This is a genomic window from Pseudomonas sp. GLN_2, assembly GCF_043106005.1.
In the GTDB taxonomy this organism is placed as follows: Bacteria; Pseudomonadota; Gammaproteobacteria; order Pseudomonadales; family Pseudomonadaceae; genus Aquipseudomonas; species Aquipseudomonas alloputida.
The window spans coordinates 67,319-81,012 of the sequence record NZ_JBICMC010000030.1 but is presented as its reverse complement, the minus strand read 5'-3'; the positions used below and the strand labels follow the sequence as shown (position 1 = coordinate 81,012).

The window sequence follows — 13,694 nt, the reverse complement described above, 5'->3', positions numbered from 1 at the left end:
GCGAAGAGGCCGGTACTGACAACATAAAGCTTCAGGCAAGAAAAAGCCGCCTCGAAAGGCGGCTCGTTCAGCTCACTCAGGCCTGCGGACGCATGTGCGGGAACAGGATGACGTCGCGGATCGACGGCGAGTTGGTCAGCAGCATCACCAGGCGGTCGATGCCGATACCTTCACCGGCGGTCGGCGGCATGCCGTACTCCAGCGCACGAACGAAGTCGGCGTCATAGTGCATGGCTTCATCGTCACCCGCGTCCTTTTCGGCCACCTGGGCCAGGAAGCGCTCGGCCTGGTCTTCGGCATCGTTGAGCTCGGAGTAGGCGTTGGCGATTTCGCGGCCACCGATGAAAAGCTCGAAACGGTCGGTAACTGCCGGGTTGTCATCGTTGCGACGGGCCAGCGGCGACACTTCGAACGGGTACTCGGTGATGAAGTGCGGCTGCTCCAGTTTGTGCTCGACCAGCTCTTCGAAAATCATGACCTGCAGCTTGCCCAGGCCTTCGTGGCCCAGCACCTTGGCACCGGCCTTCCTGGCAATCTCACGGGCGCGGTCGACGTCCTGCAGGTCGGCAGCGGTCAGCTCCGGGTTGTACTTGAGGATCGAGTCGAACACCGACAGGCGTACGAACGGCTCGCCGAAGTGGAATACCTTGTCGCCGTACGGTACGTCGGTAGAGCCCAGTACCAGTTGCGCCAGCTCGCGGAACAGTTCCTCGGTAAGGTCCATGTTGTCGCGGTAGTCGGCGTAGGCCTGGTAGAACTCGAGCATGGTGAATTCAGGGTTGTGACGAGTCGAAACGCCTTCGTTGCGGAAGTTACGGTTGATCTCGAACACTTTCTCGAAGCCACCCACGACCAGGCGCTTGAGGTACAGCTCCGGCGCGATACGCAGGAACATGGCCATGTCCAGGGCGTTGTGGTGGGTTTCGAACGGCTTGGCAGCGGCGCCGCCCGGGATGGTCTGCAGCATCGGCGTTTCGACTTCAAGGAAGTCACGCTCGATGAGGAACTTGCGGATGTGCGAGATCACCTGCGAACGCACACGGAAGGTGTGGCGGGTTTCTTCGTTGACCATCAGGTCGACGTAGCGCTGGCGGTAGCGCTGCTCGGTGTCGGTCAGGCCGTGGTGCTTGTCGGGCAGCGGGCGCAGCGACTTGGTCAGCAGGCGCACGTTGGTCATTTCGACGTACAGGTCGCCCTTGCCGGAACGGGCCAGGGTGCCTTCGGCGCTGATGATGTCGCCCAGGTCCCAGGTCTTGACCGCAGCCAGGGTTTCTTCCGGCAGGGTCTTGCGGTTGACGTAGACCTGAATACGGCCAGTCATGTCCTGGATCACCATGAACGAGCCACGGTTGAGCATGATGCGGCCGGCTACCTTGACCGGGATCGCGGCTGCTTCCAGCTCTTCCTTGGTCTTGTCCGCGTATTGCTTCTGCAGGTCGTTGCAGTAGCTGTCGCGACGGAAGTCGTTGGGGAAGGCATTGCCCTTGGCACGCTCGGCGGCAAGTTTTTCCTTGCGCAGGGCGATCAGGGCGTTTTCTTCCTGTTGCAGGTCTTGCGATTCGGTCTTCAGGTCGCTCATGTCGTCATTCTTTCCATCAGGTATTCGTTGCCCGTTCCGGGCAGGGCACGCGCTACCGGCGGCTGGCCAGGTAGCGCGGCATGGGTGTGCGGCTTACAGGCCCTGCTTGAGGCTCGCTTCCAGGTACTGGTCAAGGTCGCCATCGAGGACCTTCTGGCAGTCGCTGCGTTCGACGCCGGTACGCAGGTCCTTGATGCGCGAGTCATCCAGCACGTAGGAGCGGATCTGGTGGCCCCAGCCGATGTCCGACTTGCTGTCTTCCAGCGCCTGCGAGGCGGCGTTGCGCTTCTGCATTTCCAGCTCGTACAACTTGGCCCGCAGCATTTTCATGGCGGTGTCTTTGTTGGCGTGCTGGGAGCGTTCGTTCTGGCAGGCCACCACGGTGTTGGTAGGCACGTGGGTGATACGCACCGCAGAGTCGGTGGTGTTCACGTGCTGACCACCGGCACCCGAGGAGCGGTAGGTGTCGATACGCAGGTCGGACGGGTTGATGTCGATCTCGACCTTGTCGTCGATCTCAGGCGACACGAACACCGCCGAGAACGACGTGTGACGACGGGCGCCAGAGTCGAACGGGCTTTTGCGCACAAGGCGGTGCACGCCGATCTCGGTACGCAGCCAGCCGAAGGCGTACTCGCCCTTGATGTGCACGGTGGCGCCCTTGATACCGGCGACCTCGCCTTCGGAAAGCTCGATGATGGTGGCGTCGAAACCGCGCTTGTCGGCCCAGCGCAGGTACATACGCAGCAGGATGTTGGCCCAGTCCTGCGCTTCGGTACCGCCGGAGCCGGCCTGGATGTCCAGGTAGGCGTTGTTCATGTCCATCTCGCCGCTGAACATGCGACGGAACTCAAGCTGCGCCAGGTTCTCTTCCAGGCCTTCCAGCTCGGTCACGACGTCGCTAACGGCGTTCTCGTCATTTTCCTCGACGGCCATGTCGAGCAGGTCCTTGCAGTCGGCCAGGCCGCCGGACAGCTTGTCCAGGGTCTCGACGACCTGGGCCAGCATGGCACGCTCGCGGCCCAGTGCCTGGGCGTACTCGGGCTTGTTCCAGACGTTGGGGTCTTCCAGCTCGCGGTTGACTTCGATCAGGCGGTCATGCTTGTGATCGTAGTCAAAGATACCCCCGAATTGACTGGGAACGCTCGGTGAGGTCCTTGATGGTGTTCAGGATCGGTTGGATTTCCATGGGCTGGCTACTCGCGCGAATTCGGTGAAAAGCCCGCGAGTATAACCGAGTCCGCAGCATGGCGGCAGACCCGCCGGGCAGTCGCATGTAGATAGGGCAACCTGCGCGGCCTCATGTGTGAGCGGCCTTGTGTCGCGAAAGGGCCACACAGTGGCCCCGGCAATTTGTGATGCGAGGCTGAAAACCTGGGGCCGCAGCGCGCCCCTTTCGCGACACAAGGCCGCTCCCACACAGGCCGCGCCGTCTCCAGGAGCTCAGGCGATGCCGACTTGGTTACGCCCACCGTTCTTGGCCAGGTAAAGACCTTTATCGGCCGCCGAAATCAGCTGCCGGCAGTGGCTGCCGATGGCCGGGGTCTGGGTGGCCAGGCCAATGCTCACGGACAAGAACCCATCAGCCGTCGGCGCAGTATGCGGGATGCCAAGGCCCAGCACGGTCTGGCGCAGTTTTTCGGCCACCAGCCGCGCCCCGCCTGGCGAGGTGTTGGGCAGCACCAGGGCAAACTCTTCGCCGCCATAGCGCGCCGGCAGGTCGGTCGGCCGCGAGCACGAGCTACGAATGGCTTCGGCCACCTGGCGCAGGGCCTCGTCGCCGGCCAAGTGGCCAAAGCTGTCGTTGTAGGCCTTGAAATAATCGACATCGATCATCAGCAACGACAACTGCTGCTGTTCACGCATGGCCCGGCGCCACTCCAGCTCCAGGTACTCGTCGAAGTGGCGACGGTTGGACAGCCCGGTCAGGCCATCGGAGTTCATCAGCCGCTGCAGCATCAGGTTGGAATCAAGCAACTGCTGCTGGCTGACGCGCAGGGCACGGTAGGCCTCGTCGCGCTGCAGCAGGGTCAGGTAGGAACGCGAGTGGTAGCGGATGCGGGCCACCAGTTCGATGGTATCAGGCAGCTTGACCAGGTAATCGTTGGCCCCGGCGGCAAATGCTGCACTCTTGACCAGCGGGTCTTCCTTGGTCGACAGGACGATGATCGGGATGTCCTGGGTCACCGGGTTGTTGCGGTATTCGCGCACCAGGGTCAAGCCGTCCAGGCCAGGCATGATCAGGTCTTGAAGAATGACCGTGGGCTTGATGCGCATGGCCTGGGCCACCGCCTGGTGCGGGTCGGCACAGAAGTGGAAGTCGATGTTGTCTTCATCGGCCAAGCCACGCCGCACCGCTTCGCCGATCATGGCCTGGTCATCGACCAGCAGCACCATCGCCGAGTTCTCGTTGGTGGTCGCGAAACCTTCGATCGGTAAATCATTCATCATTGTTCACCCGATCACTACCGGCCTGGCGGCGTGATTCAATACATTTCGTCATTTTGCGAAAAATTCAGTCAAGCGCCCGGCAATGCGTTCCAGCGGGCGAATTTCCACGGCGGCATCAATAGCCGCAGCAGCCTTGGGCATGCCGTACACCGCGCTGCTGGCCTGGTCCTGGGCAATGGTCAGAAAGCCCTGCTGACGCATCAGCTTCAGGCCCTGGGCACCGTCGCGGCCCATGCCGGTGAGCAGCACGCCCACTGCATCACCATTCCAGTAACGTGCCACGCTCTCGAAGAACACATCGATCGAGGGCCGGTAGATTTCATTCACAGGTTCGGCAGTGTAGGCCAGTTGGCCATTCTGTAGCAGGCGAATGTGGTGGTTGGTACCGGCCAGGAGTACCTGCCCTGGCTGCGGCGGTTCGCCTTCACGGGCCAGACGCACCGGCAGGCCTGCTGCGCTGCTGAGCCATTCGGCCATGCCTGCGGCAAACACCTGGTCCACGTGCTGGACCAGCACGATGGCCGCCGGAAACGCTGCCGGCAAACCCTTGAGCAGCACTTCGAGTGCTGCCGGCCCGCCCGCCGAAGACCCGATTGCCACCAACCCGCGGCGCTGGGAAGCCTCGCGCAGCGGCGCAGCCACCGACCTTGCGGCAGGTGCCCGCTGCTGGCCGACCAGCCAGCCAATATTGAGGATCTTGCGCAGTAAGGGCGCCGCCGCTTCGCGGGCATCGCCAGCGCCCAACGCAGGGGTGTCGACCACATCGAGCGCGCCATGGCCCATGGCCTCGAACACTCGGTGCACGTTCTGCTTGCGGTCGACCGTGACGATGACAATGGCGCACGGGGTTTCGGCCATGATCCGCCGGGTCGCCTCGACACCGTCCATCACTGGCATGATCAGGTCCATGAGGATCAGGTCCGGTAACTGCTCGGTGCAGCGCTGCACCGCCTCGGCACCGTTACTGGCCACCCACACGACCTGGTGTGCGGGCTCCAGGGCGACCGCCCGGCGCAACGCCTCGACAGCCAGGGGCATGTCATTGACGATGGCGATCTTCATCCCTGAGCACCTCCGATCAGTTCCACCACAGCATCCAGCAACGCATCGTCGTGGAAACTGGCTTTTGCCAAATAGTAGTCGGCGCCGGCGTCCAGGCCACGCCGTCGGTCTTCCTCACGGTCTTTATAGGACACCACCATCACCGGCAATGACTGCAGACGCTGGTCGCGACGCACCAGGGTTACCAGCTCGATACCGTCCATGCGTGGCATGTCGATGTCGGTGATCAACAGGTCGAAGTCCTCGCTGCGCAGGGCGTTCCAGCCGTCCATGCCATCCACCGCCACTGCCACGTCGTAGCCACGGTTGCCCAGCAGCTTGCGCTGCAGTTCGCGCACGGTCAGCGAGTCATCGACCACCAGGATGCGTTTGCGGACAGCGCCACGGGCTCCGCTACTGCCGCGTTCGATGCGTTCCAGGCTGCCGGTGCTGAGCAGTTTTTCCACCGAGCGTAGCAAGTCTTCGACATCGACAATCAGGACCACCGAGCCATCATCGAGCAAGGCGCCGGAGGAAATGTCCTGCACCTTCCCCAGGCGTGGGTCGAGCGGCATCACGACCAGCACCCGCTCCCCCACCAGCCGCTCCACGGCCACGCCATACAGCTGCTCGCGCTCACGAATCACCACTACCCGCAAGCTGGCTTCGTCGCTTTGCCCCGCCGGGCGATTGAGCAACTGGCTGGCCGCCACCAGGCCAATATGCCGGCCTTCGTGCCAGAAGTGCTGGCGCCCTTCGATCTGCACGATCTGCTCGGCGGTCACTTCCAGCGTGCGTTCGATATGCGCCAGCGGGAAGGCGTAAGCCTCCCCGCCCACCTCGACCACCAGGCTGCGAACGACCGACAGGGTCAGCGGTACCTGAAGATGGAAGCGACAGCCCTGCCCTGCCACCTGGGTCAATTCGATCGAGCCGCGCAGCTCGCGGATCAAGTGCTGCACCGCATCCAGCCCCACACCGCGCCCGGACACTTCGGTAACCTTGTCACGCAGGCTGAAACCGGGCAGGAACAGGAACGTCAGCAGCTCCGCCTCACTCATCCGCGTCAACGTGTCAGCGGGCGACAGGGCGCGCTCGACGATGCTGCTGCGCAGGCGCTCCAGGTCGATACCGGCGCCATCGTCGATCAGTTCCAGGCTGAGCATGCCCGCCTGGTGCGAAGCCCGCAGGCGGATCACCCCCTCGTCCGGCTTGCCCGCCAGCAAGCGCCGCTCGGGCAACTCGATGCCGTGGTCGACGGCATTGCGCAACAGGTGGGTCAGCGGTGCTTCGAGCTTTTCCAGCACATCGCGGTCAACCTGGGTCTTCTCCCCTTCCACCACCAGCCGCACCGGCTTGCCCAGCGAACGGCCCAGGTCGCGGACCATGCGGCTTTGCCCGGTCAGCACGTCGGCAAACGGCCGCATCCGGCAGGCCAGGGCGGTGTCATACAACAACTGCGCACGCTGACTGGCCTGCCAGCCGAACTCATCCAGGTCGGCCGCCTGCTGCTGCAGAATCTGCTGGGTTTCTGCCAGCAGGCGCTGGGTCTGGGCCAAGGCTTCGAGCACCTCGTTGCCCTGCCCCGTGTCTTCGAGCTGCATGCGCAAGCCGTCAAGCGCCTGCATACCTTGGCCATGCATGCGCTTGAGGCGCTGCAGGGTAGCCAGATAGGGCTTGAGCCGCTGGGTTTCCACCAACGACTTGCTGGACAGGTCAAGCAGGCTATTGAGGCGGTCGGCGGTGACACGCAGTACCCGCTCGGCACCTTCGCCAGCGCGCTTGCCAGCCTTGCGCCGCAGGGCGGGTTCGGGCTCTGGTTCCGGCGCTTCGGCTGGCATTACCCTAGGTGCAGGCGGCAGGGTTGCCAGCGGCGGCTCCGGCGGCACGGATGCAGCCAGCGGCACGACAGGCATGGCAGAGGCGCCCGGGTCGAGCAGGCTGGCCATTTGTGCAAGAAACACCGGCAAGGTCGCCTGCGCACCGGCATCGCCGGGTGTGGCAATACGCATCAACAGGTCGGTACCTTGCAACAGCGCGTCAATATGCTCGGCGGTCAGCCGTAGTCGGCCTTCCTGGGCCGCCACCAGGCAGTCTTCCATCACGTGGGCGACACTGACGCCAGCATCCACCCCGACAATGCGCGCTGCCCCCTTGAGCGAGTGGGCAGCGCGCATGCAAGCCTCGAGCTGGTCGGCCTGGGTGGGGTTGCGCTCCAGTGCCATCAGGCCGGCACTGAGCACTTGGGTCTGCGCCTCGGCCTCCAGGCTGAACAGTTCGAGCAACGATGCATCGCGCATTTGCTCTGGGGTCATGACAGGCTCCGCTGCACGGCAGACAGTAAATGTTGATCGTCCAGAACCCGCACGCTGCGGCCGCGCCACTGCAAGACTGCGGCGGTGAAGCGTGTGGCGTCCCGGCCACTGCCCAGCAACTGCGGGTCGAGCCGGTGAATACCGTCAATTTCCTCGACAGCCATCACCACCGGCCCACCTTCGGCGGCCAGAATCAGCATACGGGGCATCGCCCGTGCGCTGCGTTGCTCGGTGGAGCCGGCCTGCACGCCCAGCAAATCAGCCAGTGACAGGCACGGCACCAACGCACCGCGTACATTGGCAACCCCGTGCAGCAGCCGCGAGCGCTGGTGCGGCAATGAATGCACCGCCTGCAGCGGGGCGATTTCGGCCAGGCAGGCGGTCGCCAGCGCCAGCCACTCTTCGCCCAGACGGAACAGCAGCATCGAGCGACCGTTGTTTTCTGCGTCCGGCTGCACCGCTTCAGCCGGGTGCTCCTGCACCAGCGCATAGCGGTCGAGCAAACGCGTGGCCGCAGCGGCATACACCTCGCAATTGCGGCAATGAACATGCCGCTCCAGCAGCGGGCACTGCTTGTCGCCGCGCACGCCAATGCGGTTCCAGCAGTCGTCGATGTGCGCGTCATCCTCGGCGAGCAATTGCATCGCGGATTCACTGATCATCGTTCAGACTCCCGGCCAGCCCGCGCCGCGCGCGCCTGAAGGCGCCGAGCGCCGGCCAGGTCACCCTGGGCCGCCAGCAAGGCGGCCAGGTGCACCAGTGCCTCGGGGTGCTGTGGTTCAAGATACAGGGCCTTGCGATAGTGGCTCAGCGCCTGCTGCGCATCGCCTTCGGTATCACTGAGCAAACCCAGCCAGTAGTACACCTGTGCCGACGGCGGGTACTGGCTCAGGTAGCGCTGGCATTCCCTACGGGCCTGCTCGCTGGCACCGGCATTGGCCAGCCGGGCAATGTCGGCCAGCAATTCGCTGGCCCCCTCGCGCCTGTGCTCGCGGGCTGGCGCTGGCCTGGCCGCCACGGGCAGCACACGCAGCGGACGCGGCAACGGCACACTGGGCTGCGGATAAACCGGTGCGGGCAACGTCGTGAACGCACGCTTGGCGGGTTGGGCGGGTGCCGCTGCCAAGGGGGCGCTGTCGCCGTCATGACGCACATACGCAAACGACTGGGCGATCCCCAATGGACGCATGCCCATGCGTGCCAACAAGCTGCCTTCGGCCGGGCCGATGAACAGCACACCCTGCGGATGCAGCAAGCGCTTGAGCACTTCGAACACACGCTGTTGGGTCGGTACGTCGAAATAGATCAACAGATTGCGACAGAACACGAAGTCATACAGGCCGTCGCGGCTGGCCAGCGCCGGGTCAAGTACATTGCCCACCCGCAGGCTGACTTGCTGGCGTACCCGCTCATGCAGGCGGTGGCCTTCGTCCAGAGCATCGAAGTAGCGCTCGCGAAAACCCAGTTCGCTACCCCGGAACGCATTGCGCCCATACACCGCCTGCACGGCCTTGGCTACTGAACTTGGGCTGATGTCCATTCCATCGACAAGGAATGCCCCAGGCGCCATACCGGCGTCAAACAAGGCCATGGCCAGCGAATAGGGTTCCTCGCCAGTAGAACACGGCAGGCTGAGTAATCGCAGCGGGCGCGCGCCAGCCAGTTTAGCCAGGCGTTTATGGGCCAGGCTGGCCAGCGCAGTGAAGGATTCGGGGTAACGGAAAAACCAGGTTTCCGGGACAATCACCGCTTCGATCAGCGCCTGTTGCTCATCTGCCGACTGCTGCAGGCGCAGCCAGTAATCGTCCAGGTCCATCGCGCCCGCAGCCACGCAACGTTGGCGCAGCGCGCGTTCGACCATGGGCGCGCCCACCGACTCCACGTCCAGGCCAATACGCTCACGCAAGAAGCGGAAGAAACGCTGTTCGTTCATGTTGGCATCCCTGTCGGGTCTTGCGTGTACAGCAATGCGTGCACGGTGTCGGGCAGCAGGTCATTGACTTCGATGCGCTGCAGCAGCCCCTGGGCATCCTGGCGCACCGGGCCCAGATAAGGCGCTTCACCGGTGTCCACCCCATAGGGCTGGAACTCGTCCGGTTGGCAACGCAGGGTTTCGGTGGCCTGCTCCAGGATCAGGCCAAGCTGCAGGCCGCCTCGGTAGTGCACCAGTACCAGGCGGGTGCTGGTGCGTTGCACCGCCGGCTGGCCAAAGCTCAAGGCGGCAAGGTCGATGACCGGAACCAACTGGCCACGATGGGCGAGGATGCCCGCGACCCAGGCAGGTGCCTGGGCGATCGGCTTGAGCGGCTGACGCGGCAACACTTCGATCACCTCGTGCACGCTCAGGGCAAAACGCTGCGTTCTGATGCGAAACTGCAGGTACAACGCCCCCTCGGTGTTCGCCGCCCGCGCGGTGCGCAGTTGCAAGTCGTTCATCGCGGTCAGACTTTGAAGCGCGACACGCCGCCACGCAGGCCCGCGGCCACCTGGCTCAGCTCATCGATGGCATAGCTGGCCTGGCGCAGCGACTCGACAGTCTGGGTGCTGGCATCGCTGAGCTGGGCCAGTGCCTGGTTGATCTGCTCGGCACCGGTGGCCTGGGCCTGCATGCCTTCGTTGACCATCAATACGCGGGGCGCCAAGGCCTGCACCTGGTGAATGATCTGGCTGAGTTGCTCGCCCACCTGTTGCACCTCGAACATGCCGCGGCGCACTTCTTCGGAGAACTTGTCCATCCCCATGACACCGGCCGACACTGCCGACTGAATCTCGCGCACCATTTGCTCGATGTCGTAGGTGGCCACGGCGGTCTGGTCGGCCAGGCGGCGCACTTCGGTCGCGACCACGGCAAAGCCGCGGCCATATTCACCGGCCTTTTCCGCTTCGATGGCGGCGTTGAGCGACAGCAGATTGGTCTGGTCGGCAACCTTGACGATGGTTACCACCATCTGGGTGATGTTGCTGGCTTTCTCGTTGAGGATACCGAGCTTGGCATTGACCAGGTCGGCTGCGCCCATCACTTGGTGCATGGTCTCTTCCATGCGTGCCAGGCCCTGCTGCCCGGAGCCTGCCAGACTGGATGCCTGGTCAGCAGCCGTCGTCACTTCGGTCATGGTGCGCACCAGGTCCCGCGAAGTCGCGGCGATTTCCCGCGAGGTGGCGCCAATTTCGGTGGTGGTGGCGGCCGTCTCGGTGGCGGTGGCCTGCTGTTGCTTGGACGTGGCGGCAATTTCGGTGACCGAAGTGGTCACCTGCACCGACGAGCGTTGGGCCTGGGCCACCAGGTTGGCCAGTGCCTCGGCCATTTCGTTGAAGCCGCTTTCGATGGCACCGAATTCGTCCTTGCGATCCAGGCTCAGGCGCATGCTCAGGTCACCGGAACGCAGCTTGTCGAGGGCATGCACGATACGCTGCATGGGCGCTGTGATAGCGCGCAGCAGCAACAGGCCGCAGATGCCGGCAGCGACGATTGCCAGCAGCAGTGAGACCACCATGCTGCCCTTGGCCGTGTTGACTGCGTTGACGATATCGTTGGTGGCGGCATCGGCAGAGGCCCGATTATTCTCGATCACTTCATTCAGGTGCTCGCGCCCATCCTTCCAGGCCGGAGTGAGGACCTCGGTGATCAGCCGCTGGGCCTCGTCGTAGTTGCGCTGACCGTACGCATCCAGCACCTGGTTGACGATTTTGAGGTAGCTTTCTTCCAGTTGCACGAAGCTGTCGAAGCGGACCTGGTCGTCTTTGTCCTGGATGGTGGCCTGGTAGCTGGCCATGTATTGCTTCAGCCGGTTATCGAAGCTTCTGAACAGTTCCAGGTCGGCCGAAGTGATTTCACGATGGTTGGACAGGCCCACCAGTTGCTGGCTGGTGACGTAGCTGTCGACCCAGGCGCTGCGAATCATCGAGCTGTAGTAGACGCCAGGAATGCTGTCGGTCCCCACTGCCTCTTCGGCGGTTTCGATAGCCACCAACCGCGAGTAGGCGGCCACAATCATCAGCAGCATGATGGCGATGATCACGGCGAAACTTGCCAGGATCCGTTGGCGCAAGGTCCAGTTCTTCACATTCAGCCCTCAGGAATTCACAACGAGCGGGAAAAATCGCCGAAGTATAGCCCAGAGGTCTTACGGTTTATCGGGGGAAATGCGCGGAGTGGGTAAAAGCTGGCAAGGCTTGCCGTGACATTTTCCGCGCTCGGCTCGACAAGCGCAGAAAATGTCCTGATAAGCGCTGCTACTGCGCAACCGCATCCCTCACCTGAGCCTCCAGCTCCTGGCGCAATCCCGGGTCCAGCCGCAGTTGGCGTGCCAGCTCATCCAGGTAGGCACGCTCCATGAAGTTTTCCTGATCGACCATCATCACGCTGGCCAGGTACATCTCGGCAGCCATCTCCGGCGTTTGCGCAGCGCGGGCCACTTCGGCCGGGTCCAGCGGCTTGTTCAGCTCGGCATGCAGCCAGTGCTGCAATTCGCGGTCGCTGTCCAGGCGCGTGAATTCGCCCTCGATCAACGCCCGCTCGCGCTCGTCGATATGCCCATCGGACTTGGCCGCCGCCACCAGGGCGCGCAGTACCGCCTGGCTGTGCTGCTCGGCCTGGGCCGGCGGCAGGCGGTCGAGGGTTTGAGGCTCGGCTGCGGCCCCCCGCTGGTTTGCCTGCCAGTTGCCGTAAGCTTTATAGGCCAGCACCCCCAGCGCGGCGAGGCCACCGTAAGTCAGGGCTTTGCCACCGTACTTACGGGCCTTCTTGCTACCCAGCAACAGGCCCAGAGCGCCCCCACCCAGCAGGCCGCCCCCTGCTCCGGACAACAACCCGCCCAACCCGCCTGAAGGGTTGCCAGGCTTGGTGGTGCCCCCCTGCTTCTCGAGCAGTTGCTGGCCGGATTTGAGGAGTTGATCAAGCAAGCCCCGGGTATTCATTCGCGTGTCTCCACGTAAGAAGATTCAAACGCCAGAGTAAGGCTTGGCCGAGCACACGCCATGCAGGGATTTGCTTCAGGATGTTGCGTTAGCTGGCAAAAAGCCAACTAGACTCGATATCGCCAATACCTCGCACTCACCCACTATGCTTATAACAATTGCTTCACTGCTTGCCTCATGACTGCCCGAACAAGATCGCCAAGAAGAGGGAACACCATGTCAGTGCACAAGACCGCATTGCTCGGCGCCACCACCTGCGCCATGCTGGCCAGCGCCAGCCTGCAGGCCGCCGAAGCGCCCAAGGCCCTGGGGGCCGGCGAGGGGCGCCTGGACATCGTCGCCTGGCCCGGCTACATCGAACGCGGTGAAAGCGACAAGGCCTACGACTGGGTGACCGGATTCGAAAAGGAAACCGGCTGCAAGGTCAGCGTGAAAACGGCCGCCACCTCGGACGAGATGGTCAGCCTGATGACCAAGGGCGGCTATGACCTGGTCACCGCCTCGGGCGATGCATCGCTGCGGCTGATTGCAGGCAAGCGCGTACAGCCGATCAACACCGCCTTGATCCCCAACTGGAAAACCATCGACCCGCGCCTGCAGAACGGTGGCTGGTATGTGGTCGACAAGCAGGTGTACGGCACGCCGTACCAGTGGGGGCCAAACGTGCTGCTGTACAACACCAACACCTTCAAGCAGGAACCCACCAGCTGGAGCGTGGTGTTCGAGCCGCAGAACCTGCCCGACGGCAAGCCGAACAAGGGCCGCGTGCAAGCCTATGACGGGCCGATCTACATCGCCGATGCAGCGCTGTACCTGAAGTCGGCCAAGCCCGAACTGGGCATCAAGGACCCGTACGAACTGAACGAGGCACAATACAAGGCCGTGTTGGAACTGCTGCGCCAGCAACAACCGCTGATCCACCGCTATTGGCATGACGCCACGGTGCAGATGAGCGATGTGAAAAACGAAGGCGTGGTTGCCTCCAGCTCCTGGGGCTACATGGTCAATGGCCTCAAGGCCGAGAACCAGCCAGTGGCCTCGACCATTCCCAAGGAGGGCGCGACCGGCTGGGCCGACACCACCATGCTGCACGCCGAGGCCAAGCACCCCAATTGCGCCTACAAATGGATGGACTGGTCGTTGCAACCTAAGGTGCAAGGCGATGTGGCGGCCTGGTTCGGCTCGTTGCCGGCTGTGCCGGCGGCGTGCACCGGCAGCGAGCTGCTGGGGGCCGAGGGCTGCAAGACCAACGGCTTCGACAACTTCGACAAGATTGCCTTCTGGAAAACACCGCAGGCCCAAGGCGGCAAGTTCGTGCCTTACAGCCGCTGGACCCAGGACTACATTGCGATCATGGGTGGTCGCTGAGGTTGTCTGAATGCCTGTACCGG

At 63.4% G+C, this 13,694-nt stretch carries 11 protein-coding genes; 1 reads left to right on the top strand and 10 read right to left on the bottom strand.

Annotated elements, in window-relative coordinates:
* Positions 1 to 76: 76 nt before the first annotated feature.
* From lysS to ACF8Q6_RS08655, 10 genes are all read right to left on the bottom strand, one after another.
* Positions 77 to 1,579 carry a lysine--tRNA ligase gene (gene lysS / locus ACF8Q6_RS08700; protein WP_010952588.1) on the bottom strand — a complete coding sequence of 501 codons (1,503 nt, stop codon included), beginning with the start codon at positions 1,577 to 1,579 and terminating at the stop codon, positions 77 to 79.
* Positions 1,580 to 1,672: 93 nt separating this feature from the next.
* Positions 1,673 to 2,768, bottom strand: a protein-coding gene (gene prfB / locus ACF8Q6_RS08695) for a peptide chain release factor 2 (protein WP_103340239.1) whose coding sequence is annotated in 2 segments (ribosomal slippage) — positions 1,673 to 2,695 and positions 2,697 to 2,768 — 1,095 coding nt in all. Because the reading frame shifts where the segments join, the coding sequence is not laid out codon by codon here.
* Positions 2,769 to 3,022: 254 nt separating this feature from the next.
* Entirely contained in the window at positions 3,023 to 4,027 is a 1,005-nt protein-coding gene (wspR, locus tag ACF8Q6_RS08690) for a Wsp signal transduction system regulator diguanylate cyclase WspR (RefSeq protein WP_392492715.1), read from the bottom strand.
* A gap of 51 nt (positions 4,028 to 4,078) precedes the next feature.
* Positions 4,079 to 5,092 (bottom strand): Wsp signal transduction system protein-glutamate methylesterase WspF, encoded by a 1,014-nt coding sequence (wspF, locus tag ACF8Q6_RS08685; protein ID WP_010952586.1) that lies wholly within the window; start codon positions 5,090 to 5,092, stop codon positions 4,079 to 4,081.
* A complete protein-coding gene (locus tag ACF8Q6_RS08680) occupies positions 5,089 to 7,386 on the bottom strand; it encodes a hybrid sensor histidine kinase/response regulator (RefSeq protein WP_392492716.1) in 2,298 nt (765 codons plus the stop codon). The genes wspF and ACF8Q6_RS08680 overlap by 4 nt, the downstream gene beginning before the upstream one ends.
* On the bottom strand, positions 7,383 to 8,048 hold the full coding sequence (locus ACF8Q6_RS08675; protein WP_392492718.1) for a chemotaxis protein CheW: 666 nt from the start codon (positions 8,046 to 8,048) through the stop codon (positions 7,383 to 7,385). Before ACF8Q6_RS08675 ends, ACF8Q6_RS08680 begins: the two co-directional genes overlap by 4 nt.
* A complete protein-coding gene (locus ACF8Q6_RS08670; protein WP_392492719.1) occupies positions 8,045 to 9,319 on the bottom strand; it encodes a CheR family methyltransferase in 1,275 nt (424 codons plus the stop codon). Before ACF8Q6_RS08670 ends, ACF8Q6_RS08675 begins: the two co-directional genes overlap by 4 nt.
* Positions 9,316 to 9,822 carry a chemotaxis protein CheW gene (locus tag ACF8Q6_RS08665; RefSeq protein WP_014754308.1) on the bottom strand — a complete coding sequence of 169 codons (507 nt, stop codon included), beginning with the start codon at positions 9,820 to 9,822 and terminating at the stop codon, positions 9,316 to 9,318. The genes ACF8Q6_RS08670 and ACF8Q6_RS08665 overlap by 4 nt, the downstream gene beginning before the upstream one ends.
* 5 nt (positions 9,823 to 9,827) lie before the next feature.
* Positions 9,828 to 11,450: a methyl-accepting chemotaxis protein gene (locus ACF8Q6_RS08660; RefSeq protein WP_017147930.1), complete on the bottom strand. Its 1,623-nt coding sequence runs from the start codon at positions 11,448 to 11,450 to the stop codon at positions 9,828 to 9,830.
* A 169-nt stretch (positions 11,451 to 11,619) separates the two neighbouring features.
* Complete coding sequence (locus ACF8Q6_RS08655; protein ID WP_392492720.1) at positions 11,620 to 12,303, bottom strand: tellurite resistance TerB family protein; 684 nt, start codon at positions 12,301 to 12,303, stop codon at positions 11,620 to 11,622.
* A gap of 216 nt (positions 12,304 to 12,519) precedes the next feature.
* Between ACF8Q6_RS08655 and ydcS the strand changes: the two genes are divergently transcribed.
* Positions 12,520 to 13,671 carry a putative ABC transporter substrate-binding protein YdcS gene (gene ydcS, locus ACF8Q6_RS08650; protein ID WP_392492721.1) on the top strand — a complete coding sequence of 384 codons (1,152 nt, stop codon included), beginning with the start codon at positions 12,520 to 12,522 and terminating at the stop codon, positions 13,669 to 13,671.
* The last annotated feature ends 23 nt before the right edge of the window (positions 13,672 to 13,694 follow it).

What these genes read in the sequence shown, in the direction of transcription:
- lysS (WP_010952588.1), bottom strand. Translation starts at nt 1,579, where the DNA reads ATGAGCGACCTGAAGACCGAATCGCAAGACCTGCAACAGGAAGAAAAC.
- wspR (WP_392492715.1), bottom strand. Translation starts at nt 4,027, where the DNA reads ATGAATGATTTACCGATCGAAGGTTTCGCGACCACCAACGAGAACTCG.
- wspF (WP_010952586.1), bottom strand. Translation starts at nt 5,092, where the DNA reads ATGAAGATCGCCATCGTCAATGACATGCCCCTGGCTGTCGAGGCGTTG.
- ACF8Q6_RS08680 (WP_392492716.1), bottom strand. Translation starts at nt 7,386, where the DNA reads ATGACCCCAGAGCAAATGCGCGATGCATCGTTGCTCGAACTGTTCAGC.
- ACF8Q6_RS08675 (WP_392492718.1), bottom strand. Translation starts at nt 8,048, where the DNA reads ATGATCAGTGAATCCGCGATGCAATTGCTCGCCGAGGATGACGCGCAC.
- ACF8Q6_RS08670 (WP_392492719.1), bottom strand. Translation starts at nt 9,319, where the DNA reads ATGAACGAACAGCGTTTCTTCCGCTTCTTGCGTGAGCGTATTGGCCTG.
- ACF8Q6_RS08665 (WP_014754308.1), bottom strand. Translation starts at nt 9,822, where the DNA reads ATGAACGACTTGCAACTGCGCACCGCGCGGGCGGCGAACACCGAGGGG.
- ACF8Q6_RS08655 (WP_392492720.1), bottom strand. Translation starts at nt 12,303, where the DNA reads ATGAATACCCGGGGCTTGCTTGATCAACTCCTCAAATCCGGCCAGCAA.
- ydcS (WP_392492721.1), top strand. Translation starts at nt 12,520, where the DNA reads ATGTCAGTGCACAAGACCGCATTGCTCGGCGCCACCACCTGCGCCATG.